General features: G+C 47.0%; 21 protein-coding genes. 9 read left to right on the forward strand and 12 right to left on the reverse strand.

The window, feature by feature from the left end:
- Positions 1-505: 505 nt before the first annotated feature.
- From ACY2RR_RS16810 to efp, 5 genes are all read right to left on the reverse strand, one after another.
- A complete protein-coding gene (locus ACY2RR_RS16810; RefSeq protein ID WP_490109331.1) occupies positions 506-1,942 on the reverse strand; it encodes a PhnE/PtxC family ABC transporter permease in 1,437 nt (478 codons plus the stop codon).
- The gene (locus ACY2RR_RS16815) at positions 1,935-2,615 is read right to left on the reverse strand and encodes an ATP-binding cassette domain-containing protein (RefSeq protein WP_490109332.1); all 681 of its coding nucleotides are present in this window, start codon (positions 2,613-2,615) and stop codon (positions 1,935-1,937) included. Before ACY2RR_RS16815 ends, ACY2RR_RS16810 begins: the two co-directional genes overlap by 8 nt.
- Before the next feature lie 6 nt (positions 2,616-2,621).
- Complete coding sequence (locus ACY2RR_RS16820) at positions 2,622-3,494, reverse strand: putative selenate ABC transporter substrate-binding protein (RefSeq protein ID WP_490109333.1); 873 nt, start codon at positions 3,492-3,494, stop codon at positions 2,622-2,624.
- Between the two features lie 114 nt (positions 3,495-3,608).
- The gene (gene epmA / locus ACY2RR_RS16825) at positions 3,609-4,598 is read right to left on the reverse strand and encodes an EF-P lysine aminoacylase EpmA (protein ID WP_490109334.1); all 990 of its coding nucleotides are present in this window, start codon (positions 4,596-4,598) and stop codon (positions 3,609-3,611) included.
- A gap of 63 nt (positions 4,599-4,661) precedes the next feature.
- Complete coding sequence (gene efp, locus ACY2RR_RS16830) at positions 4,662-5,231, reverse strand: elongation factor P (RefSeq protein ID WP_490109335.1); 570 nt, start codon at positions 5,229-5,231, stop codon at positions 4,662-4,664.
- 32 nt (positions 5,232-5,263) lie between these two features.
- Between efp and epmB the strand changes: the two genes are divergently transcribed.
- From epmB to ACY2RR_RS16845, 3 genes are all read left to right on the forward strand, one after another.
- Positions 5,264-6,367 (forward strand): EF-P beta-lysylation protein EpmB, encoded by a 1,104-nt coding sequence (gene epmB / locus ACY2RR_RS16835; RefSeq protein WP_490109336.1) that lies wholly within the window; start codon positions 5,264-5,266, stop codon positions 6,365-6,367.
- 114 nt (positions 6,368-6,481) lie between these two features.
- A complete protein-coding gene (locus ACY2RR_RS16840; protein ID WP_490109337.1) occupies positions 6,482-8,236 on the forward strand; it encodes a cyclic-di-GMP receptor FimW-related protein in 1,755 nt (584 codons plus the stop codon).
- Positions 8,237-8,374: 138 nt separating this feature from the next.
- Positions 8,375-10,468 carry an EAL domain-containing protein gene (locus ACY2RR_RS16845; RefSeq protein WP_490109338.1) on the forward strand — a complete coding sequence of 698 codons (2,094 nt, stop codon included), beginning with the start codon at positions 8,375-8,377 and terminating at the stop codon, positions 10,466-10,468.
- A 65-nt stretch (positions 10,469-10,533) separates the two neighbouring features.
- On the opposite strand, the gene serB is transcribed toward ACY2RR_RS16845, so the two are convergent.
- A complete protein-coding gene (gene serB, locus ACY2RR_RS16850; protein WP_490109339.1) occupies positions 10,534-11,760 on the reverse strand; it encodes a phosphoserine phosphatase SerB in 1,227 nt (408 codons plus the stop codon).
- Positions 11,761-11,919: 159 nt separating this feature from the next.
- Between serB and ACY2RR_RS16855 the strand changes: the two genes are divergently transcribed.
- The 4 genes from ACY2RR_RS16855 (at position 11,920) to ACY2RR_RS16870 (ending at position 16,706) form a co-directional block, all read left to right on the forward strand.
- Complete coding sequence (locus ACY2RR_RS16855) at positions 11,920-13,224, forward strand: hypothetical protein (RefSeq protein WP_490109340.1); 1,305 nt, start codon at positions 11,920-11,922, stop codon at positions 13,222-13,224.
- Positions 13,225-13,354: 130 nt separating this feature from the next.
- Positions 13,355-14,461 (forward strand): hypothetical protein, encoded by a 1,107-nt coding sequence (locus ACY2RR_RS16860; protein WP_490109341.1) that lies wholly within the window; start codon positions 13,355-13,357, stop codon positions 14,459-14,461.
- Between the two features lie 11 nt (positions 14,462-14,472).
- Positions 14,473-15,606, forward strand: coding sequence for a hypothetical protein (locus ACY2RR_RS16865; protein ID WP_490109342.1), 1,134 nt, complete (start codon positions 14,473-14,475; stop codon positions 15,604-15,606).
- 8 nt (positions 15,607-15,614) lie between these two features.
- Positions 15,615-16,706: a DUF6160 family protein gene (locus tag ACY2RR_RS16870; RefSeq protein ID WP_490109343.1), complete on the forward strand. Its 1,092-nt coding sequence runs from the start codon at positions 15,615-15,617 to the stop codon at positions 16,704-16,706.
- 22 nt (positions 16,707-16,728) lie between these two features.
- Here the strand turns inward: ACY2RR_RS16870 and hisF are convergent, their stop codons facing one another.
- The 3 genes from hisF to hisB are packed head-to-tail and all read right to left on the reverse strand — an operon-like array spanning position 16,729 to position 18,780.
- Entirely contained in the window at positions 16,729-17,502 is a 774-nt protein-coding gene (hisF, locus tag ACY2RR_RS16875) for an imidazole glycerol phosphate synthase subunit HisF (protein ID WP_490109344.1), read from the reverse strand.
- Positions 17,503-17,523: 21 nt separating this feature from the next.
- Positions 17,524-18,159 carry an imidazole glycerol phosphate synthase subunit HisH gene (gene hisH / locus ACY2RR_RS16880; protein WP_490109345.1) on the reverse strand — a complete coding sequence of 212 codons (636 nt, stop codon included), beginning with the start codon at positions 18,157-18,159 and terminating at the stop codon, positions 17,524-17,526.
- A 27-nt stretch (positions 18,160-18,186) separates the two neighbouring features.
- Positions 18,187-18,780 carry an imidazoleglycerol-phosphate dehydratase HisB gene (gene hisB / locus ACY2RR_RS16885; RefSeq protein WP_490109346.1) on the reverse strand — a complete coding sequence of 198 codons (594 nt, stop codon included), beginning with the start codon at positions 18,778-18,780 and terminating at the stop codon, positions 18,187-18,189.
- 218 nt (positions 18,781-18,998) lie between these two features.
- Between hisB and ACY2RR_RS16890 the strand changes: the two genes are divergently transcribed.
- Positions 18,999-19,394: an acetyl-CoA sensor PanZ family protein gene (locus ACY2RR_RS16890; protein WP_490109347.1), complete on the forward strand. Its 396-nt coding sequence runs from the start codon at positions 18,999-19,001 to the stop codon at positions 19,392-19,394.
- On the opposite strand, the gene ACY2RR_RS16895 is transcribed toward ACY2RR_RS16890, so the two are convergent.
- Positions 19,384-19,875 carry a threonine/serine exporter family protein gene (locus ACY2RR_RS16895; RefSeq protein WP_490109348.1) on the reverse strand — a complete coding sequence of 164 codons (492 nt, stop codon included), beginning with the start codon at positions 19,873-19,875 and terminating at the stop codon, positions 19,384-19,386. The two genes, ACY2RR_RS16890 and ACY2RR_RS16895, sit on opposite strands and share 11 nt — an antisense overlap.
- Positions 19,872-20,672, reverse strand: coding sequence for a threonine/serine exporter family protein (locus ACY2RR_RS16900; protein ID WP_490109349.1), 801 nt, complete (start codon positions 20,670-20,672; stop codon positions 19,872-19,874). The genes ACY2RR_RS16895 and ACY2RR_RS16900 overlap by 4 nt, the downstream gene beginning before the upstream one ends.
- 159 nt (positions 20,673-20,831) lie before the next feature.
- Here ACY2RR_RS16900 and ACY2RR_RS16905 point away from each other — a divergent pair, with 159 nt between their 5' ends.
- Complete coding sequence (locus ACY2RR_RS16905) at positions 20,832-23,831, forward strand: hypothetical protein (protein WP_490109350.1); 3,000 nt, start codon at positions 20,832-20,834, stop codon at positions 23,829-23,831.
- A 10-nt stretch (positions 23,832-23,841) separates the two neighbouring features.
- Here ACY2RR_RS16905 and ACY2RR_RS16910 read toward each other — a convergent pair whose 3' ends face one another.
- A complete protein-coding gene (locus ACY2RR_RS16910) occupies positions 23,842-24,717 on the reverse strand; it encodes a nucleoside-specific channel-forming Tsx family protein (protein WP_490109351.1) in 876 nt (291 codons plus the stop codon).
- Between the last annotated feature and the right edge of the window lie 84 nt (positions 24,718-24,801).

Genomic DNA, 24,801 nt, shown 5'->3' on the forward strand with positions numbered 1-24,801 from the left:
GTTAATCAGAAAGCTTTATCTCACCAGGCAAGCACCCACACGAATTGCCTGAATTCTTTGTTAAAGATCGCTCACCATCGCATTTCGTGATGAGGATTGCTGAACTCTTTAGGAGAGCCGCTAAAGGCTTCTTAAGAGTGGCTAGTGATTAGCCGTTCCAGCGAGGCCGCCATTTTACCGTGGAAGCTGTCGGTGTCAAGTGATTCGTTTTTGTTAATTTCAATGAAATCAATCAGTTAGGAATCTCTCAACGGTGCCATCAAAGGCCTTGGCCGGTGACGACGAGGAGCGCATTCTACAGCGTTGTGACGCTGTGTCAATCAGCATTTCAAATCACTTTCGAAACACTGACGACCGTCGGTCGCTGCCTGAGTTCACACTCCGTTCTCTGCGTCCGTTTCCGGTCACCAGAGAGGCGGCGAATTATACGTCCGATGCCGCTTTTAGCAAGATACTTTGATTAGGTTTTTATACTTACTTCAAATTTGAAGTCGTAATCAAAACGTCAATCATTGCGGCTGCGAAGATGTCGAGCCAATGCATCTGTACCAATATTCAACAGCGCTGTAATCAGAATCAAAACAAATGCCCTGTCCATTCGCAGCTCTTCAAACGCAGAGTCTACATAAAAGCCAAGGGTAGTAATGCCAAGAATACCCAGAATGGCACTCTCTCTTTGAATCACTTCCCAGCGATATAACAACAACGCTAAAAACTGTTTGTAAGCCCGAGGCAACACTTCATAGAAGTAGAGCAAAATTCCCTTAGGGGCATCTTCACGAAGTCTGAACTCATCAACATAACGCCCGGTCAGATGGGCCAGTATTCCAGCATTATGAACTCCTAGGGCGAAAACACCCGGAAGCATAGAGGGCCCAAGAACAATAACGCCCAGAAAAGCCAGAAGGTATTCCGGAGTCGTGCGCAGAACTACTAAAAGACCATGACCAAATACTCGGCCTTTCCCAGCAAAGAGCTTCGAGCGGATTGGAAACAGAACAAGTGAGAGCAATAAGGTTGAAGCAAGAGATATCTGAGTGAGAAGCACAGTATTAATGACGCCCGGAACAGCTTGCTTGGATAACAACATCCAAATCCAGTCGATTAAATCTCCGTACCCTGTGCGAAGTGGCGCGGGCACAATATCGTAAGTAAAAAATTGCAAAACAAGTTGCCATGAAATATCCGCTGTTGGTGGCAGCCATATAAAAGCGGCAACAATATAGAAAGGCAGCAATTTCCTTTTCAGCCATAGCCGCGCTGAACCAATCACCAAGAACAATGCATAAAGCATTGCCATTGCCTGAGAATATTCTCCCTGCTTGAACAATGTTTCCATATAGAAGCCGAGTGTCGGCAAACCAACAAAACCCAAAACTGCGCTGGAGCGAATACCACACTCAAAACGATAGGCGGTGTAATCGGCCATGCGCTTCCAAGCCAACGGCAAGGTTGTATATAGAAAACCAGAAAGCCCGTAATTTTGGATAGCAGACGCTGGAGCTTTATCCGTTTCTTCAAAGATTTCCCCGAAGACTTTTGCAAACGTACCAGCATACGGAATGGCCAGCGCCAGCAATCCAGTCAGCGATGAAAGTCCAGCAATCTGAATAAAGATAAGCGCCCAGAACAGTTCGTGAATTGCCCTCAAAAAGGCGCAGACAGCCCGCACTGCAGAGAATCTATAAACAAGGGCCAGCAAAAAACCGGCTATTGCTCCTAAAGCTACCCCCTGAAAAGCAAAGCTCAGAGTATTCGCCAGAGCCACCAGCAACTCGGGCCAACTTGTGACTTCAGGATTCAGGGCCGCACTGCCAATTAATGTCAGCTCTCCCCAGAAATCCGGGGCAGATATTTCAAAGTCCGCAAAAGGTATACAGACGACAGCGACCAGCAATATAAATAGCGAAACGTTACGCAGGTGGGGTGCCGTATTATTCATCGGCTTCAGTATATAAAGCGGCTATTTGATCAGAACTGGCTGTAGCAACATCTACATCCAGCCAAATACGCCCCTGGCTTAAACCAATAACCCGGGTTGCGTATTCGAGAGCTAAGCCAACATCATGGAGGGCGATAACACTGGTTTCATATTCTTTTGAAATCAGCCTTATCAGCTCACCAGCCTGATACTCATCGACAGCAGACACCGGCTCATCTCCCAGAAAAACAGGCTTTTTCTGTATCAATGCCCGCCCAAGCCCCACTCTCTGTTGTTGCCCCCCAGACATCTGCTCTACTGGTGTTTTTAAATACTCTTCAATACTTAAATATCGGGCTATCTCTTCCACAGCCTTTAAAGCTTTAGATTGGGGGCGTACAAGATTCAGAAGGTTACAAGCTAATGAATGCTCGCCTAAACAGCCGGCATATATATTGTGAAAAGTGCTGAGCATCGGCACGAGTGCAGGGTTTTGCGGGCACCAGGAAACCTGCTCAGACGATAACGAGCGTAAATGTTTGAGTAGAGTTGATTTGCCTGATCCGCTCCGACCAATCAGAGCAATCCTCTCTCCACGGCGGATGGTCAGATTCAGGCTATTTAAAATATAAGCCTCTCCATAAGCTAACGTTTTATTCGTCAGCTTAAAGAGAGGTTGATTCTCGGTAGCCAAGGACTGTTAATCCAGCAATCCGATTTTACGGGCCGTGTCTTCTATTGGCTGGTAGAAACCATTTTCTGCCTCAACAAAAGCCTGGCGAGGGAAAGCAGCCAATAACTCCGGAGAATTCATACCCAGCAAAGCCTTCTGAACACGTTGTTTGAAGTTGTCGCCGAAGGTTTTATCAACATCGCCCCGGATACTCCACTGATAATCAGGATATTCAGGAGTGGACCAGATTACCTGCACTTTACTGGTATCAACCTTTCCTTCCGCCAGTTCACGTTCCCAGACTTTGTAATTCACCGCTCCTACTTCATAGGCGCCGGATTGAACCAGGCTGATAGTACGGCTGTGATCACCAGAAAAACCTACCCGACGAAAAGCATCGTCTGGGGATTGCTGTAAGTTCTCACGAATATAAAACTCCGGCATCAAACGCCCAGACGTTGAACCTTTAGAGCCAAAGGTAAAACTACTTCCGGCGATACCTGCAGGAAACTTCTCAGATACCTGCAAACCAGTTTTCTGATTCGCGATCAGGTAAGTTTTAAAGAACTGGTCTTCATACCCTTGAGCTAAAGCTTCAGAACCGGGAACCAGCAAGCGGGCACGAACACCGGAGAGCCCACCAAACCAGGCCAGTTGCACCTGATTGTTACGGAAAGCGGTAATAGCGGCAGCGTAGCTTTTTACCGGGATATATTTCACTTCTATACCCAGCTCTTTTTCCAAGTACGCAGCGACCTTGCCAAAGCGTTGCTGGAGCTGGGTTTCATCCTGGTCAGGAATAGCTGTGAAGGTAAATACTTCTTTGGCCTGTACGACAGACACACAGAATACGAACAACAGAGCAAAGACAGCTCTGCCAAGAGAGGTAAGGCGTTGCATTATCTATATCCTTATTAGGTTCAATAGCTAATAAAAGGAGTTGTGGTTGAGTAGCGGCGCCATCATACCGAAAACTCCCGTCAGTGTCGCTGATAGGAGTCGCCGGATACCTCTTCAGGCATGAAAAAAATCGAAGGGAATAACATCTTTAATAGATTTGGTTCGGGCTATCAGCATATGCAGGCGATCAATTCCCATAGCTACACCAGCACAATCCGGGAAACCATGCTTTAGAGCATCGACAAGATTCTGATCATAGGGGTAAACAGGTTTGCCTAACTGTTCCCGCTCTCTATGATCATTTTCAAAACGCTCTTGCTGTTCTTTTCCATCCGCAAGTTCGTGGTAACCATTTGCCAGCTCAACGCCGTTTACAAACAGTTCAAAACGGGCAGCAACTTTCTGATTCTGCTCATTGGTGCAAATGCGAGAAAGCGCAGACATACTGGCCGGGTAATCATAAACGTACACACCAGCCATTCCTTCTTCACTCAACGAACCCAGTTCCGGCTCAATACAGGTGCTGAAAAGAAGGTCTAGATAATCATTACGGGACAATCCGCTTAAACCTTTATCAACATTCTTCTGAGTTAAAGCCATTAACTCTTCGTCTGTAGCCGTGTGAGGATCAATTCCCAGCGCCTTTTCAAACAGTTCTTTGTAAGTAAAGCGACCAGCCTCACTAAAAGAAGTCACAGCGCCAATAACTCTGGTTACATCGTCCATCAGCCGATGATGATCTATACCCAGCCGGTACCATTCCAACATGGTGAATTCCGGATTATGACGACCTCCAGCTTCACCGTTACGAAAAACCCGCCCCATAAAATAAATATCACCACTGCCAGCAGCCAACAGTCGCTTCATGGGAAATTCGGGAGAAGTGTGCAGAAACAGGGTTTCACGGATATCTGTACCGAGAGGGCAGAATGTGGCCTGAAAGCTATCTATATGAGGATCAACGGTGGCATGGCGGGAAAGCATGGGCGTTTCCACTTCCACCACATTCTGCTGATAAAAATACTCCCTGATGCCTCGGAGGATTTCGCCCCGCTGGCGGATATTTTCATGGGATGCAGTGGGCTGCCATTGGCTTTTGTTCATATCCAACTCTTTCAGAAAGCACAAAGCCCGGAAAACCGGGCTTTGTTAATAAAGCATTTGCTATTACTTCTGGCGACCAACGTATTCGCCGGTACGGGTGTCGATCTTCAGAACCTCACCCTCAGTAATAAACAGAGGCACTTTAACAACGGCGCCAGTGCTCAGAGTTGCAGGCTTGGTAGCACCTGTTGCTGTGTCACCTTTCAGGCCTGGGTCAGTCTGGGCAACTTCTAGGAACACGAAGTTAGGAGCAGTTACAGACAGGGGAGCACCGTTGTAAAGAGTTACAGTGTATACTTCCTGCTCTTTGAGCCAGTTGACTGTATCGCCAACCGCTGCAACGCTGGCACCGTGCTGCTCAAAGGAGCCGTCTGTCATCATGAAATGGTAGAATTCACCATCCGTGTACAGGTACTCCATGTCATAATCCATGACATCAGCAGCTTCCAGGGATTCACCGGATTTAAAGGTGCGTTCCCAGACACGGTTGGTGTTCAGGTTCCGCAGACGAACACGATTAAAAGCCTGACCTTTGCCAGGTTTAACAAATTCGTTTTCCAGAATGGAGCAGGGATCGCCTTCCAGCATCACCTTTAATCCAGAGCGAAACTCATTCGTTGAGTAGCTAGCCATTCGTATATACCAGGAATGTGTAGAAACGCCGTATGATAAACCTTTCAGCCCAGCCTGTGCAGACTAATAGCACCAACATTCGGCAGAAAAACACACAGACATGGCAGAAAATCCTCAGTCAATCAGTTACAACCCCTGAGGAACTCCTGAAAATTGTGGAACTCAGCCCTGATCTTCTGCCTGGAGCCATTTCCGGCCACCAGCAATTTCAGGTACGGGTGCCGCACACATATATAGCACGAATGGAACATGGCAACCCTGACGATCCTCTTCTTCGTCAGGTTCTGCCTCTCGATGCGGAGCTGAATAAGGTCAATGGCTTCTCTACAGACCCGTTGGGTGAACAACCTAAAAACAGTCACCGAGGTATTCTCCACAAATACCATGGGCGCTTACTGTTAATGCCCGGACAACTATGCGGTATCAACTGCAGATTTTGCTTTCGCCGCCACTTTCCTTATGAAGACAACAAGCTGAATAAAGAAGAGTGGCAGTCTGCATTCGACTATATAAAAAGCGATACGTCTCTCTCTGAAATCATTCTTAGTGGTGGCGACCCTCTCTCCCAGAATGACCTCCGACTGGCGTGGATTGTGGAAGAGCTGTCCAAGATTCCACATCTCAAGCGACTGCGCATTCATACCCGTATGCCCATCGTTATTCCCCAGCGGGTAACAGATGAAATGCTCAGCTGGCTTACAGGCTCTCGTTTGAAACCCGTTGTTGTTGTTCACAGCAATCACCCCGATGAAATTGACGGAGACGTTGTTGAGGCAATGAACAAGATGAGGAGTAAAGGCGTTCAACTGTTAAATCAGAGTACGCTTCTAAAGGGTGTCAATGATTCACCAGAAGTTCTGGCTTCATTAAGTGAGAAGCTATTCAACTGTGGTGTTATGCCTTATTACCTACATCTTCTTGATCGTGTGCATGGAGCTGCACATTTTGAAGTTGATGAAGAAAAAGCAAGAGAGCTTATTGGTGAGATGAGTAATATCTGTTCCGGCTATTTAGTGCCAAAGCTGGCTCGGGAAAATGCAGACACACAATCAAAAACGATTATTGCCCCTCTATACCAGAATAAAGAGCCGCAAACAGAGAAAGCTACAAGATTAATCAGCATCTCAAATTCATAAAAATTGAGCGGCGTGACAATTAATTCCTTTTTTCTTTAGAATGAAGGAATTAATTTATTCGTGGGCGTGAACGGATTCACACCCATAGCAAAAATAAATGGAGAAACCGGACGTATGGAAAGCCTTAACCAAAGGACTCGCCTGTCTGTTCCCGATTGCAGTAAAGAACAACTGACCTTCGCCAAACCAGATAATGATTCCATTCGCCAGTGGATCAGAAGCCTTCCTAAAGCCAACCTTGGAGAAATGGCGCGTCAGCTTTACTTTGCTTTACAGGAAATGAATCAGGTCAGGCTCCCGGTTAATAAACGCCTTTCCTTCCTTGAGCTGCTTCGCCCCAGCATTCACTACACTTGCCGTACACTGGCTCGACATTATCTTAAAAAATCCATCACTCTTACATCAAAAGAACGTAAGGTTGCCAATCTGGCTCAAGCTCTCCAAAGCCATTTGCTTATTGGATACAAGATTATTGTTGTTCAACAACTGGCAACCGACACACAAGGTGAACCGAGTAAAAAAAATCTGGTTATTGCTTTGCACCGTGCTATCAGTGAGAGCAGTCATTCCTTGCTACGTTGTTACCAGCTGTACTGTGATACGCCCCGGCTAATCTGGAAAGAGTTACATAACCTTTATCACCTTTCGGAAGAGTACAAAGTCGCGCAGGCTACTGTTGAAGATCATGAAAATCAGATCATTCAGCAGATTTCTATTGAAGACAGTTATAAAAGAGCACTTCTTCTCAGTCGGGCACGACCTAATATGCTTCGGCAAATGGAGCTGGATCAGTTATTCAGGGTTCTTGAGAAGTGGTCCGGAACAGCATCTTTAAGCGACACGGTTTCAAACTCAACGCCTTTTGCTATTAACATCGAATCCGATAAAGCACCGCTCTACAGTGTTGATATTGAAATCAATAACCCGGAAGCATTCCGAGGACTGGAAACAAGACAGCTGTCAGAAAGCCTGATGGATACATCAGACCCATCGCTTCAGGTTCCAGAAACACTGCTGAGCCATCTGGCATCGGCCTGGGGGCCGAAGACTTCCCGCCACCACCTTCGAAAGCAAGCAACAGGAAAAATATCATTTGCTGCTGGCTTAAGTGGAACTCACTTTTTCCTCAGCAACGAGACACAATTTCAAACAGTGTTGGAAGAGGACTTTGGCGAGAAGGCTCTTACAGATGCCACAACAACATTTCACTCCACTGATAACGATGTGTGGGATCATGTATCTGGTGCCGGCCCTTCTGGCAGCCATGTGACGCAGATGAGTGGAGACATGGTCGTTTTCGACGAGAAGGAAAAGGTTGCAACACCTGACTACCCCATATTTCAGGCCACACTCATTGACACCAGCCCTGGTGGATACTGCGCATGTATAGAAGGAACAGTTCCACAGCAAATTCAGGCCGGTGAACTTATATCCCTTCGTTCTCCCGGAGGCATGCAATGGATTTTGGCGATTATTCGCTGGGTAAGACTGGAAGGCCAGAGTCGTGTTGTTTTCGGGATTCAATTGCTTTCACCGAATGTGCACCCAACAGCAATCTCTCTGCTTAATAAAAAGCGGGGCGCCAGTGATTTCATGCGCTGTTTTTACCTGCCCGAATTTAAAGAACTCAATGAGCCGGCAGCATTGATTACACCAAGAGTTCCGTTCCATGTAGGCAGCAAGGTTCGTTTTTATAACGGAGAAGAATTCATTCAGGCCACCCTTACTGAATGTACTCTTTCTACCGGAAGCTTCAGCCAGTTCCTGTTCAATCCTGCAAGTAATACTCTTGCCACCGGTGACTCTGTACCGGCGACAGAAGGTATAGACACTAACGATGAGTTCAATAATCTCTGGAAAGAACTTTAAGTGATCAACGAGGACTACCAGAAACAATATCGCTTTTCTGACAGTCCCTGACATTACGGTATTACCACTGCTATTTCATAAGCGTTGGGGTAGTATTGCTCCGTTGGGATACACAATAAGAGCATTCGCAGTCCTGTTATGGCAGAACACATTCGATCCGAAAACCAGGGGCCTTTGCGTCTTCTTTTTCTTGAAGATGCCAGCAATCATGCTGAAAGCCTCGTCAGTCACTTCCGAAATGCCGGGCTTGCCACCCGTGTTCACCGTATAACGTCATTAGAAGATCTGAATGAATCCCTGAGCGCTCATTCCTGGGATTTACTGTTAGCGTTCGAGAGTGCAGTTTCCATTTCTTCAGACGACGCACTCTCAGAAGTTGTGACTAAGGGGAAGGACCTTCCCTGCATCCTTTTATTGAATGAAGAACAAAACAGCGAACGGGTGACTGAGTGGCTTCAGGCCGGTGGTTCAGACGCCATTCCTTTCAGCCACATGGATTGGCTGAAACTGGTATGTATGCGCGAATGGACAAACCTGTATCACCGAAGACAAAGACGCCAGAATGAAATCGCTCTGAAAGAAGCAGAGAAACGTTGCCAACTCCTATTGGACAGCTCCGTTGATGCTATAGCTTACGTTCACGAAGGCATGCATATTCATGCAAACCCGGCTTACGTTGAACTGTTTGGCTATATCGACCCTGACGATCTGGCCGGTATGCCTTTAATCGACATGATTCACAAGGATGATCAAGGCAACTTAAAGCAGTTGATTCGCAGATTCCAGCAAGGGGATACCAATCAGCCCCCAATGGAATTTAAGGGCATGAAAGATGACGACAGTCACTTCCAGGGCGTGATGACTCTGAGCCCGGCAAAATGGGATGGTGAAAAGTGCACCCAGGTTATTATTCGTAAAGCAGCTGTTGATCCAGAATTGGAACTAAAGCTGGAAGCGATGAAATCAACCGATATGCTGACAGGACTTTTCAATCGTTCCTATTTTACCGACCAGCTTGATAGAGCTATTGCTCAAAAAGAGTCGGAAGACAAGAGCTTTGCCTTGATTGATATCAGGCTGGATAAGTTCCGGGATCTGAAAAAAGAGCTTGGGGTAGCACGAACCGATGCTTATCTGGCCCAGATTGCCGAGCATCTGAAGCCAGTTATTCAGGAGCACGGAATTCTTGCTCGATACAGTGATGATATATTTTTCGCACTGATCAACCACGATATTCAATCACGCCTTCAGGGTCTTGGCGAAACCATTCTTGAGGAAGTCAGCAACCTCGAGGTTAATGTTGAAAATGCCAAGATTCAAACAACTGCATCTATCGGCATTATGCCTCTGACTGAATCAGCTGATAACAGTCATTATGTGATCAGCCGCGCCGAGAGCGCCTGTCTTCAGGCTCGAGAAGACGGCGGAAACAAGGTGGTATTCCATGACCATCAAGCTGAACTCAAAGCTATGGCGAAAGAGGGAGATATTGTCGCACTGGTGACTCAGGCCCTTGAACAAGATCGCTTTAAACTCAGTTACCAGCCCGTTCTCAATCTTGAGCATGAAGAAGAACAGCAATACGAAGTTTTTTCGCGTCTGGAAGACGAACAGGGTGAAACCGTTCCTGCGGCAGATTTTATAGCTGCCAGCAAGCGTGCAGGGCTAACAACACGAATCGACCGCTGGGCAATACTGCATGCGGTGAAAACTCTGGCCGAACATCGTGAGAAAGGAAACGACACTCGCTTGTTCCTGAATCTTGGCCCTGAGTCTATTCAAGACCAGACTCTTCCATCCTGGATCAATGTTGCCCTGAGAGCAGCTAAGTTGCCTGGTAATGCACTTGTTTTCCAGATGGCCGAAGAAGATGTTGCCATCCATGCAGAGTCAGCTGCAGTGGTGTGTAAAAACCTTCAGCAACTGCATTGCGAGGTCTGCCTCACCCACTTTGGTTGTGCTGTTGAACCTTTTGCCTTATTGGAAAAGATTCCGGTCAAGTTTATTAAGCTTGATGGGTCGTTAGTAGCGAATCTCGAAGAAGGCGGTGATGAAGCGCTTCAACACCTTCAAGGAATCGTCACGACCCTGCGTCGGCAAGATAAACTGGTTATGGTTCCCAGAATCGAGAGTAATAAGCTGCTCTCAACCCTGTGGCAATGTGATGTAAATTACGTGCAAGGCTACTACCTGCAATCTCCTATGGATGCTATGGAATACGACTTCCAGTAACTGTCTTTCTTAAAAGTTCCTTTAAATAAAAAAGCCGACTTTATAGTCGGCTTTTTTATTCCAAACTATTCCTGCAAACCGGTTAAATCCCGGTCATGCCATCCCAGCAAATAGAGAATACTATCAAGACCTAAAGTAGAAATAGATTGTCGTGCAGATTGCCGCACCAGAGGCTTAGCTCTAAATGCTATCCCTAAACCAGCCACAGCAAGCATTTCCAAATCATTGGCACCGTCACCAACAGCAATAACCTGCTCAAGACGTATACCTTCCTGAGCTGCGATTTCTTTCAGAAGCACGGCTTTCTTTCTGGCATCAACAATATCGCCTTTCACGATACCAGTGACTTTTCCGTCAACAATTTCCAGCTCGTTAGCATAGATATAATCCATACCCAGCTTCTGCTTAAGGTTATTTGCAAACCAGGTAAAACCACCGGAAACAATTGCTGTTTTATAACCAAGGGCTCGCAGGCTTTTTATCAACCGCTCCGCACCTTCAGTTAAACACAAACGGGCAGCTACTTTTTCAAGAGCAGATTCATCAAGGCCTTTCAGCAACCCTAAACGACGACGGAAGCTTTCCTGAAAATCAATTTCCCCCTGCATGGCCTGCTCTGTGATGGCTGCAACTTCATCACCAACACCAGCTTCCACTGCAAGTTCGTCAATAACTTCCGCTTCGATAAGCGTTGAGTCCATATCAAACACAACCAATCGACGGCTACGACGATAGATAGTGTCTGCCTGCAAAGCCACATCAACATCCAGCTCAGACGACAGGTTCAACAACTCAGCTTTAAGCGCTGCCGGATCATTTGGCGTGCCACGCACAGAAAATTCTATACAAGCTCGTTGCGATGCCAGGCTTTCTTTATCAAGAGAAGAGCGACCAGAAAGGCGGGTTATATATTCAATATTCAATCCATGAGCCGCCGTTAAAGAGGACACTCTGGATACCTTTTCAGCGCTTATAGCGCGCGAAAGAAGAGTGACCTTGTAGCAGTCCTTACCCTGTCTTGTGGTCCATTCCTGATACTCTTCAGGCTGAACAGTACGATAAGTAACCTGTAGGCCTTTCTCGTGCAGATCAAAGAGCAGATCTTTCAGCAACGGAGCCACATCCGATTCTTTAACAACCTGAATCAGGATTCCCCAAGTCAAAGAATCATGGATAACCGCCTGACCGACATCGAGAATCTCTACACCGTAACCGGCCATAATACCGGTTATATCCGATGTGAGGCCGGGTTTATCTTCACCGGTTACATTTATAAGAACTATACGGCCCACAATACCCCCTCCAGAGCAGAACGAGCCCCATTCTATAGGCTTGGAGCAATAGCGTCAGGTAGTGAACTCAATATTAAGGTCTAAAAACAACCGTTGAGGCGAAGTAATTTTTATTATCGTAAGGCACAATAAGAAAAATCATTGTGTTCGAGTTAATCCGTGTTTATCAAACGCTTTTTCAGCCGTGGATTCCCAGGTTTTTCTAAAATCAGTATCGGTAAACAAATCCCTCTGCTGCTGGGAGGAACACTAGTTGCAAGTCTGCTTTTCGCCGGCATGCTGGCCACCAGTGAAATCACTAAAATCACTCACCAGCAGGCTGACAAACTTGGCAATGCACTCGCCGAACAAACAGCAAATTCTGCACGGGATCTTTTGGTCACAGGCGACAGGCTAAGCCTGAACGTTATGCTCAGCCATCTGACACGATCAGAATATATTGCCCGAGCTACGATTTTCAGCATCGACAACCAACGCATTGCCAGCACAGAGTCTCCAGACTTTAATCCAGACAAACAATATGCTTTGTATACGGCTTCTATCGACTATCAGAATGTTATTGCGGGCCAACTGCGTCTGGAAGTTGATATGGAGCGCTTTGAGCGTCCGGCCCAGAAAGCACTGTTCTTATTTGTTGGGTTGGCACTGTTGCTCGGTATCACAGGAACAGTTATTGCGTGGAACTACGGAAGATCCAGAAGCGAAATGCTTTCCCGAAGTGTCAGACAACTACAGGGCATAAGCCACGGCGAACAGGCATACAGTAAAGATGTGCAGGATGAAGTTCAGCAACTGTCTTCACAGCTGGAATACCTGATTACCACGGGGTACCAGCCAGAGCAGAAACGCCAAGTTCTTCAGCCTGAATCGTTAAACGATAAATCTTCCCACCCAACCTTTGAGAACCCTATTATCCTGGCGATTCGCTTCAGCAATATGGCACGCCTGCATAACAGCCTGAATCAACCGACGTTGCTGAAACTGATTGAGGAGCGTTTGCCATTAATTAATGATGCAGCCCAGCTCTACAACGGAAAGCTTGAATACTCTGCTGAAGGTAATGCCTATATCAGTTTCTCCAGAGAAAACGGCACGGAGACTGGAATACAGGAGGCAATATGTTGCGCTCGCCTCGTGCAAAAGCTGATTACAGTTCAGCAGGAAGGTGACCCGGCAGCTCTCACTTTAGAACTAGGTATCAGCACTTTAACTCCAACAACTCCCGGAACTGAACATCCATCGCTCGCAGATTCTGCAACCAGTCTGGCTCTTATGCTTGCCAGCCTCGGCCACGGAAAGCTGTTACTGGGCGGGCAGGACACAGACAAAACAGAAAGCAGCTTAAAAGCCGCTCTTTTGGATACCGAGTTTGGCGAAGACATCGCCGAAGTTGGGGCTTTACCAGAGCAATTTAATTTGCTTATTGAGCGGCAGGCCGAGCAAATTCGTTTGAGCGTTTCCTGAAAATCACTAAAGAAATATAAAACGATGGTGCATAAAATGACCATTGACGCACCATCGTACCAATGACATCTTAAAAGAAGGAGCACTGTAGTACCAAAAAGAATAAAAATAATAATCTGGCAGGTACGCCATGAGCTTTACAAGAATATTTTCTATTGTTGCTTTTCTAGCAACAACGTCTATCTCATTTTCCAGCGGCGCACTGGAATCTCTATCCGATGATGAATTGTCTGATACCTCTGGTCAGGCAGCTTTTGCTCTTAATGAATTTAATAACATCGCCCAAAGTGATGGCTCAACCCTGGACTTCACCCGCTTAACTATCGGTGGAGTTCTGGAAATGAATGCCAATATTGAACGTGTCACCCTTGGCCGTTATGACAGAGAAGCACTTGGCTGGGATTGTACTGATAACCGCGGTGGGGGCTGTGGCGGTAATGTAGCTGACTATGTAACAGGTGAAGCCTACCCTGATGGTGGTTCAGGCACAGACTTCAGAGATTTGGCCGGAGGAACTCATTACACTGAAGATGTCGACGTTCAGTTGAGAAACCTCTCAATGGGACAGGTTCTCACTGCTCCAGATGGAACACAATATCTGGTTCCAATGATCGCAGAAGATCCATTTATTGAACTGGCATGGCAAACAATAAACGGCAAGAAAGAACTTGTTGGTTTACGAATAGGGCAGAAGAATACCGTCGGTGTTATGGGTAATACCATCGATATAATCAGCGGAAATATAAAACCCCTCGTATCCGTTAAGCCTGTTGAAGGTATCGGCCAAACCTTCGGTGTTGCCGGCACAGCACTGTTGAACTTCTCCGGCATTCGAACTCCGGGCTATGTAGACGGCAATGCCGTACTGGTTGGCGCACTTGAGAAAGGATTAGGGGGAGCAAACCCAGACCCTAATGGTGACGGACTTCTGGAAAATATCTTTGTTGACACTTTGAATGGCCAAACAATCGCGCAGTTGCGTCCAAACGAGTTGATCATGATAGACAATGCTGCTGATTACTTTATTGGTATCGGTGGCCGCCAGATTACTTACCCGGAAGTGAGCCCAGGCACGGGAACAACAACCATGGCCCCAGGCTTCGGTATTAATATGGCTTTTGATCTGAACAGTGGTACAGGAGCAAAAGCATTCACCGAACTTTATCAGCATCCAAATAACAGCTTTGATGGAAATCCAATTACCGAGCTGTTCAAACAGTACTTTCGAGAATACTAAGGAGAGGCTTTATGAGAATTCTAACTTTCCTGCTTAGTGCTCTCAGTGTCGTAACTGTAAACGCTGAATTACAGCCACTTAATATAGATGAACTGGAAGATGTTTCTGGCGCAGGTGTTGGCATTGTTCTTAGAGACATAGCCTTGGATGGCGGCCAGAAAGCCACGGGCAGTGGGCAGATTGATATCAGGTTCAGCGACTACTCATCCATGAGCATCAGTGAATTAAATATCAAAAAAGCCGGAACTAATTATCAAGATACGGTAAACATTGGCAGTACTTCTGACCCAATCAGTATTGATGTTACAGAAGTGGAAAGAGCTACCGGTAGACGTGATGAAATGGTCATCGCATTTCCTAATACTATTGATGCTCTTGATGTCCATATGCGCCTCGATCACCAAACAATCAAAGGCTTCTTCGAACTCGGTGTTCCCAGCCAGACCTTCCTTGCCGAACTGGATATGCTTAATGCCGTCTGGTCTGATACAAAGGCAACAATATGGGGGGATGATGAGTATGGACTTGCCATGGCTTTACAAGCAAGCCTGTCTATAGAAACCTTACAAATTGCAGGCACAGCTGATCAACCAGCCAATGCCAGCATCAGCGGATTAAAGATATCTAATCTTGTTTACGGCAATGCATACCAGCCATTCACTGTCTCAACAACCGAAGAAGCAACACGAAAATATGACATCGCAAAGGGTATAGATATCCCTGACGGAACAGACCTCAGAGACACCCTTGTTGATAAATATAATTCAGCTATCGAATCTGTTGAAAACCAGGAGTTTGAGATTGCTCAGGTAACTTACATTCCTGCCGAGGGCGCGGCCCAACAAACAGCTATAGTCCCAAGAGTGGAGTACCAGATTGCTCCTCTAACTCCAGAAACAGCTGCTGCTAAATACGCTCCTTACGAGAATGACCCTGATGGCTATAGGGAAACTCTGACAGATATAGATATAAAAAGTATTACCTTTGGCAACGGTGTAACCCTTAATCCACTCGCCAGTCAGGATGTCACTTTAACACCAGCTACAGGCCCAAACGTTTCATGGAGTTATGGTGAAAATCTCGTAGAAGTTAAGGGACTGGATATCCAGTACATGCGGTTTACACCTCGGGATATTATTCAGTAGGGCTAGCTATGAATAGATTAAATAAAATCATTGCGCTACTGACTCTATTGCCCCAAGTGGCCTTATCTGAATTACAAAGCCTGCAGGAAGATGAGCTCAGTACTATTAGCGGAAAAGCTGGTGTGACTATCGAAACATCTATGAACGGCACATATTCATCCATTGCCTTTCAGGATAAAGATATGCAACACGCGCTGGCTTATGTTGACGGTGTGACCAATATCCCGGATATAACCGCAACCCTGGATGTTGTGGATCAGATTCCCGGTACCGGTGTATTCGCAAACGATGGCCGTGACGCCATAGCTCTGGGATTAAATATTCCCCAGATCAATTTATCCAACACTATGGTGGTCTCTGCCACACCGGACACCATTACCCCGCTTGGAAATCTCAGGCAAATCGAAAACTCCATGGACTTCTTTTACCGGGACTACCTCATTAATCCCAATACATGGTCTGATAAAAATACCAGCAACTCTCGCACAGGCAGTGGAGACCAGTTCACTATATCAATTAACGGAGATGGCTCGAATTACGCCATCGTTGGTCGCTTCAGGCTGGATTCTCTCGGGAGAAAAGTAGATTACATTGATTACACATCAACACCACTGACATCAACTCAATGGGAGTGGCAACAATCGACCACAGGCTGTAAAACTACTCTCAGGAACGACTGTAACGAGAGCGACTTTGACGATGGGAAGTTGACTGATGCCCGGAACGAATATGTTGTGCTGCGCGTATTCGGAAATAGCAGCACAACCAGATCCGTACAAATCACCTATGACGCCCCAGACACTCAAAGAAACGAAGCCGCAGATGATGCGGTTCTCATAGTTTTAAATGATGACTACACATTGAGGAACTCTCAGTGCCGGGGCAACAGCACATATTGTGCAGACGATAATGATATTTATAGCGGTATCTTTATTGATGACAGAGATGGGGATGAACAACTTAATGTTTCCCTCAGCGGTGGCACAACGACCATGACAGAAACCATATTCCTTGGTAACCCAAGCAACCAGTACCTGATGAAGACAAACATCAGTGGCACTTTCAATATCTCAGGTTCAGCTTATATTTTTGCTAACTAATCTCTAAAACAAAAGATGAGGCTCAAAGCCTCATCTCAACTCCCCGCTCAGCCATATACTCCTTGGCTTCCGGAATAGAATGTTGCCCAAAGTGGAAAATAGAAGCTGCTAAAACAGCATCAGCCTTCCCTTTCACAACTCCATCTACCAGATGATCGAGATTGCCAGCTCCGCCTGAAGCAATCACCGGGATAATCACAGCTTCAGAAATAGCCCGGGTTACACCAAGGTCATAACCGTTCTTTACGCCATCCTGATCCATACTGGTCAGCAGAATCTCACCAGCACCCAGCTCTTCCATCTTTCTGGCCCACTCAACCGCATCCAAGCCTGTTGGTTTACGTCCACCATGGGTAAAGATTTCCCAACGATCTTTCTCGCCAGGCTTACTGACTTTCTTGGCGTCAATAGCAACCACAATGCACTGGGAACCAAACTTCTCAGCTGCTTCCCGCACAAACTCAGGATTAAATACGGCTGCGGTATTGATGCTGACTTTATCCGCTCCCGCATTCAGCATGGTACGAATATCTTCCACTGTACGAATACCGCCACCAACAGTCAGGGGAATAAATACCTCACTGGCAATGGCTTCAACCGTATGAACAGTTGTTTCACGATCATCACTGCTGGCAGTTATATCCAGAAAGGTGATTTCATCCGCGCCTTGCTCATCGTAACGGCGGGCAACTTCTACCGGGTCACCTGCATCGCGAATATCAACAAACTGAACGCCTTTAACAACACGGCCATTATCAACGTCGAGACAGGGAATGATGCGTTTTGCGAGTCCCATAAACTTCTCCTCAATTCCCTATCATGGATTCCAGCGCAGGAAGTTGCCCAGCAACTGCAGGCCACACTTCGCACTTTTCTCTGGGTGGAATTGCACAGCAAAAAGATTGTCTCGAGTCAGTGCGGCATCAAGTTGAACGCCGTACTGACAAGTGCCTGCCACCAGTTCTCTTTCTTCACATTGGGCGTAGTAGCTGTGAACGAAATAGAAACGGCTGTCATCTTCAATGCCATTCCACAAAGCATGATCTGACTGTTTTACCCGGCTCCAGCCCATGTGAGGAACCTTTAAATGTTCACCATTTTCATAAAGCTCTCGGCCAAAATAGCGAACATTGCCGGGCAGCAAGCCTATGCAATCAACGCCACCATTCTCTTCGCTGTGACTCAGCAAAACCTGCATACCAACGCAGATTCCCAGCAAAGGTTTGCTCTTCACTACATCCTTTACCAGCTCATCAACGCCAAGGCGTTTGATCTCTGCCATACAGTCGCGAATAGCGCCAACGCCAGGCAGAACAACACGATCAGCACTGTGGATAACTTTTTCGTCGGAGGTCACCTGAACCTTCATACCCTCAGGAGCTACATGCTCCAAGGCTTTGGCCGCCGAGTGAAGGTTGCCCATTCCATAATCAATAACCGCAACGGTTTGCATGCACTTACTTCCTATAAAACCGGCCTTCTAGAGAGTGCCTTTGGTAGAAGGCATTTGCCCTGCCATACGCTCATCAGCTTCCAACGCCATGCGCAGAGCACGGCCAAAAGCTTTAAAGACTGTTTCAATCTGGTGGTGAGTATTTGAGCCACGGAGGTTATCCACATGCAAAGTGACCTTGGCGTGATTCACAAACCCCTGGAAGAATTCCTGAAACAGATCCACATCGAATCCCCCAACCGATGCTCGGGTGTAATCCACATTGAAAATCAATCCGGGACGGCCAGAGAAATCAATCACAACACGGGACAAAGCTTCATCCAGAGGAACATAGGCGTGCCCGTAACGGCGAATACCCTTTTTATCGCCCACCGCTTTATCAAAAGCCTGGCCAAGGGTTATGCCTATATCTTCTACGGTATGGTGATCATCAATATGTCGGTCACCATCAGCCTGAACATTCAGATCAATCAGGCCATGGCGGGCAATCTGATCCATCATATGCTCAAGGAAAGGGACTCCGGTATCGAAGGCAGCAGAGCCGGAACCATCAAGATTAATTTCAACTTTAATCTGGGTTTCCAGAGTATCCCGCTCTACGTTTGCCTTACGGTCAGCCATGATGATAGTTCCAGGTTAGTTTTGCTCTGATTTCAGCTCCACCAGCAATAGCAGTACTGGCAGTCTGTATTTATTTTTCACGGTACTGGCAGGGATTATATGTTCACCGACTCCCGTTGCCCAGTAACCAGGCTGTTATATAAGCGGCAGACCTTGTTATTCCCGGCAGGGCTCTTAATATGCCTTCTCAATAGAAAATCACATATAAGAGTCTCGATATGCCAGTAATTGTTGAGCACATACATAATCCTACAGCCGACGACGAGAATGACCTCACTAAAACATATAATGATGCTCCGAACTGGCTGAAAGAAGTTGAACAAGCTGGGCAGTGGATGACAGATACCCTGTCTTCGCCCGACACAGCACTCTATGCCGGTCGTTTCAATGATCGCCTGATTGCTGCCGCCGTTGTTAAAAAGTCTGAAAGCAACTGGCATTTAATCTGGCTGAATGTTCGCTCAGTAACCCGTGATCGTTGTGTTGGCCAACGTATGATTTCCGAGCTTAAGAGAATCGCCAGTGAGAATGGCTGTACCCTTTCGGTAGAGAAGCCAGCAGACGAGCAAGTCGTTGATAACCTTCCCAGCTATTTAAAAGAGCTTATGGCTTAGATTTTCGAAACCAGGCCTGGAATATCTCTCGAAGAGTTCGCCCTCGTAAAAAGAAACGCGGCAAGATAATTCCAGCTGCCAAAGAAATAGCCACCAAAAAGGCCAGAAGCATACTTCTGGCCATGTGGTTAAAAGCAGTCTGGTCAAAGCCGTCACCTGACAAAACCAACATCATGCTTACACTGGCTTCATAGAAGTACACCCCAGGTACCATAGGAACCATCGCAGGCAAAGTAAGAACCGTTGGGGGGCTGAAGTGATGAATAGTGAAAAGCATTCCGCCAAAACCAATTGCCAGCGCAGCAATAAAACTTCCAGCAACAATATCACCGCCCAAAGACAGATATTGATCTCGGATTAATCTACCCATTGCGCCTAAGATAGCGACGCCCCAGAGAACCCTCGCTGGCGCATTCAGCAATATCGCAAAACCAACAGCAGTCACTGCTGCCAACAACGCAGTATGGAGTATTTCTGTCACTGGTTTAGTAACTCTCTGGCACCATATACCTGAAGAACAAGGGCAATCCCTACCGCTGTAGTAAACACAATCACTGCACACCACATACAGCGGGTAATTCCGTTAGCTATATGCCCATACATAAGATCACCAAAACCCACGACAAGAGGAACTCCAGGCATAAGAAATAAAACCGTGCTGGCCGCCGCCACATGAATGTCATATTTCAGAGGAGTTACAAAACCTAAGCAGGCAACGGCAACAGCTGCGCTGGCAGTAACCAAAGTGACGAAAACACCTTTGTATCCCATTGAAAGCATTTGGTTACGTACAACTAAACCCATTGCTGTACCAGCCAGAGTCATCAACATAGTCGTAACATTTCCACCAGCAAGCCCCGCCAGAGCGGCACAGGCAACACCAACAGCAGGAATCAAAACATAGGCCGGATAGCGTTGATTCTCACAGTTTTGTATCTGATCAAAACCGGATTTGATATCAGCAAGACTCATGGAGCTGTTCATAGCCTTCCAGCTGAGCTGATTCAGCCTGTCGTAGGTGTCCATGTTCACGACCATTTCAGAGATTCTGCGCACAACCGTATAGCGCTGAGCTGCTGTATAAACGGTCATAACAACGCCTGAACAATCAATCAACGTATCGGCCTTATAACCCTGCTTTTCTAAAAGCCTGCCCAGTATCCAGTACGCCCGCTGGGTATGGCATCCAGACTTTATTAACAGCAGAACGATATCCGATAAAACATGAGCGGCTTCAACCAGATCGTTATCGACGGTGTTTGCACCCGAGCACTTCATCGCATCACACCCACACACAGGAACAGCAATTTTAGCAACGGCGTCAACAAGCACCACGCGCACAGAAGGGTCAACAATATAAATTGTGAAAGACCGCCAATATCTTGCAAAAGGCCGCCGATAACTTAGATTGAAAAGTGTTACCTATGGAATTTTTTAATGAACGGACGCAAGGGCTCCCTGCCTACTTTGTTGGCATTGAGTGTTGCTGCTGCTATTGGCAGCGGCTCGTTTGCACCTGCCTCTCACTCGGTCACACCGCTACCTTCTACTTATACTGCCAGCTGGGAATGTACTGCTGCCATGCACCAGGATTGGCAGTGCAGTTCAGAGCCCGGCCAGCCTTATGCAGAAAATCTTGAAGAAATTGCAGATAAGCGCAGCACCCTGAGAGGCACCTTTGCACATTTGATGCAGCAGACGTTTAAGAACACACAAGATTCTGAAGTCGCCCAAAGAAAAAGCGTCATAGATGGAACTGCACATTCGTCCATCACAGAAGAGATTATGGAGCAAGCTCCATTAACCCGTTCCATGGCAGATAAAGACTGGGTAAACCGCCTGAGTTCACGCTCGTCATGGCCTGAAGATCAGGATCTTCTTCCGGGAAAACGGGAGCCAAGAGCACAACCAGCACTTACCAGCCGTGAGGTTTCTGAAGAAGAGGTCAGCCGCTCAGTTCTTCTTTCCGATTGGTTAAACAGAGCCCGCAAACGAGCGTCATGGCCTACAGACGGTAAAACCGATGAGCCTGCTTCTGACCTTGTTGGTTCCCGTAGCCATATGATGTCGGGCCTCTCCGAAACACCAAAAGAGCAGCCAGTTTTTAATAAAGAACGTCGACTTTATGCAGACGACTGGCTGGATAAAGCAGAACAGAGAACCTCGTGGGCTGAAGCTGAAACCACCACTCAGGAGATGGAAGAAGCCGAAGAAGTTGTTGATGAAATGGTGGCTGCCAACGAACAAGCTGACGAAGAAAATGTAGCTGCAAACTTACCTGCGGATGAACAGACTGACAGCCCCAATATGAAGCTGATCAGCAGCATTACTCTGCAAGACGATGCTGCACAAATGGAACCTGGAACAGCCCTGACTCCTGAAGAGCAACGGGTTGGAGATATAGCACAGCCAGAACCAACAACTGTTGTGCAAGCCGCTCCACCTCCTCGCCCAATGGGTTTTGGAGACAGGCTGCTTGCTCACCAAGCCTCTAACTCTTCAAACTATGAAGGCGGAATTGCGCCACCGATCAGTGTTCAGTCCGCACAAATGGGAATGCCTTCGTTCCAGATGCAAATGGCCCAAGCTCAGGACCTTTCATCCATGCAGCCGAGTGTGCCACTTCCTCCCAAAGAACAGCCACAATGGCTGCCAAATTTAGAGGTGACGCCAGCGGAGCGACTCGCCAAAGCTTACCCAAAACAAAATCAGAATCCGCGCAGACATATGCCCTGGCAGCGAAGTGCCACGCCTGAACAGTGGAAGAATGCACCTTCGGGTACAGCTATGCCGAGTTACAGCTTTAACAGTTCAAGGCCAGCAAATACTTTTGTAACTCCAGATGATATCCCTCTACCAAACGGCCAACCTGTACAGCTGCCACCATCACCCCAAAGTGAAACAGCTCAGATAAACAGGATTGGAAGAAGTTGGTCTTTATCTGGTCAGATGACGGCGAAACAGGCACCACAGGTTATAAACCCAGTTCCGGAGCCTGTGATCCCTAGATATCCAGAGGATACAAACTGGCCTGAACCACAATACACAGCGAACAGCAGACTGGCACCTGAGCTTCCGTCTTATACAGGAAAACCCATGTGGCCCGGAGCTCACTCTATTCCTCGCACCAACCCAAAAGCTGATAGCAATGTTATCAGGCGTCAGCCAAATAACCTGCGAACCTACCGCAGGCCTCCACCGATTTCGCCGCGAGATATTTACAAGCTGGCATCAGCACAGGAACCAACCTCAGCAGGCCCAGTTCAGAGATCTGTGCCATCACCATTCCACCAGCCCCAGCAGCAACAGCCTAAGGGGCCAAATTCTATAGACCGTCTTCGCGAAAGTACTCGTGAGCCTGCAGCCGCAGTAGAGCCGGAGAAAGCGCAACCTTACAAACCGCAACCTGCAGAGCCAAAGGATTATCTGCCTGGCTTACAGCACGCCAGCATCGCTCCTCAGGTGCAGCGTAAAATCCCTGTTAACGAAATGCTGCACGCCCCCAAAAACAGTTTTTCCGTGCAATGGCTGGCAACAACGCAACCCGCACAAATCACCCGACTACAGCAGCATTACCCTCTGCTGAAAGATGCTACGGTGGTACGCTTTCTAAGTAACGGACAGACTTGGCACATTCTGTTGTCTGGCATATTCCCAGACATTCCATCTGCCATGGCATATCTGCGCACGGAAGAATTTCGGGATATGACCAAAAGGCTGAATCCCTGGACTCGACCACTGGCAGGATTAAAGAAGCTCGACCTTATACAGCCGAATATTTCCAATACTCCTGTGGCTTCAGCAAAGCCTGTAGCCAAGCAAAAAGCTTTACCTCAGGGGCAATACACTATTCAGTGGATGTCTGCTGATAACCCAGCCGTACTGAAAGATCTGCGGGACAGGTTCCCTCAGCTGGCAAATGCAGAAGTCGTAATGCTCAATCGCAGCAATAAGGTGCAGTATTTGCTGATACAGGGACGCTATAAGAGCCATCAGGCTGTTACCGATATTCTTCAGGCTCCTGCTTTGTCTCAACTCACGAGACAAATGAGACCGAAAGCCCGGCCAATGGCCAGCCTGAAACACAACACTTCAATTATTCGGCAACCAGTATTCACTCAAGTCAGCCTGCCTATAGACAGGCAAACCAGTCAGATACTGAATGCCCCGGAAGGTTCGTTCACTATCCAGTGGCTGGCAGCTCATAAACCCAGAGTTCTGGAAAAGCTAAAGGCCAAGTACCCAACCCTGAATACCGCTGAAACCATTCATTTCCGCAGAAATGAAAAAGACTGGTATGTTCTGGTTCAGGGTCAGTACTCCAGCTACCGGGACGCAATGAATGCGCTCAATGCCCCTCAGTTTCAGGCGCTTACCGGCAGACTGAAGCCATGGACCAGAAAGATTTCTGGCCTTCGTAACGTTGCCGGAAGTTAGAAGTTTTCAGCTAGAACTTATAAATAATGGCAAAGTAGTTACCAAACCCGGTGGTCTTTTGCTTCTTCCCTGCCGTACCGTATTTAGAGCCATCTTTGAAGTTGGCCATATCCTTGTAGTACTTCAAACCATATCCCAATGACCATTGATCACTGTGCCAGTAAAAGCCGTTATACCACTCAACAGAATCTTTGGTTCTGGTGGGGTCAGAATCTGCAAGCTTGTCGTACTTGAACTTGTAATCAAGATATCCCTGATATGCGATAAATGATTTGTTCTCAAAAAAGTAAAATGGCTTGAACCAATTAGTTGTCCAGATATAACCACTCCACTTACTTTCATCTGCCGCGCCGAAGTTTTCTCTGGCATATCTGGCCATCAGGTTTGTGCCTACGGTTCCGAACCAGGGGACTTCAACATCAACGCCAAGCCCAACAAACTGGTCAAAAAGTGCTTTATCCCCAACATTCATAAGATTGGAAATATAAACTTCTTTTACCGGGCCAAATGACAGGTCGGTGTGAAAAAGCGCGTCGAGAGATATGCGTGGAGCAAATTTGAAAAAGAAGTTATCTCCGTCATGCAGGTCATCGCCATTGCTATCAAAAATATCGAACACATCAAGATAGCCATACAGCTGGAAGATTCCGTTACGGCCACCAAATTCCATCTCTAGGTATGTATCCTGCTCATTACCAAAAGGGAGTTTATTGTGGTAACTCTGCATTATATTGAATTGAAACCATTTGAAATCATTTTTATGAATATCACCATCACGATAATCTGCTGCATTAGACGCTCCCGCCCACAAACCAAGGCTGACAAGAAGCATTAACATTCTGGATAACTGGTTCCAGAAAATCGTTTTATGAAGAGCATTACGCATGACAGGTACCAATCGAATACTGATAAACAACAGATCAACAGCAAGCCAAGGAGTTTAGTCGTTCGCGGAGTGTTCGCAGCGGGA

Source organism: Parendozoicomonas sp. 2304DJ65-17, from assembly GCF_058148445.1.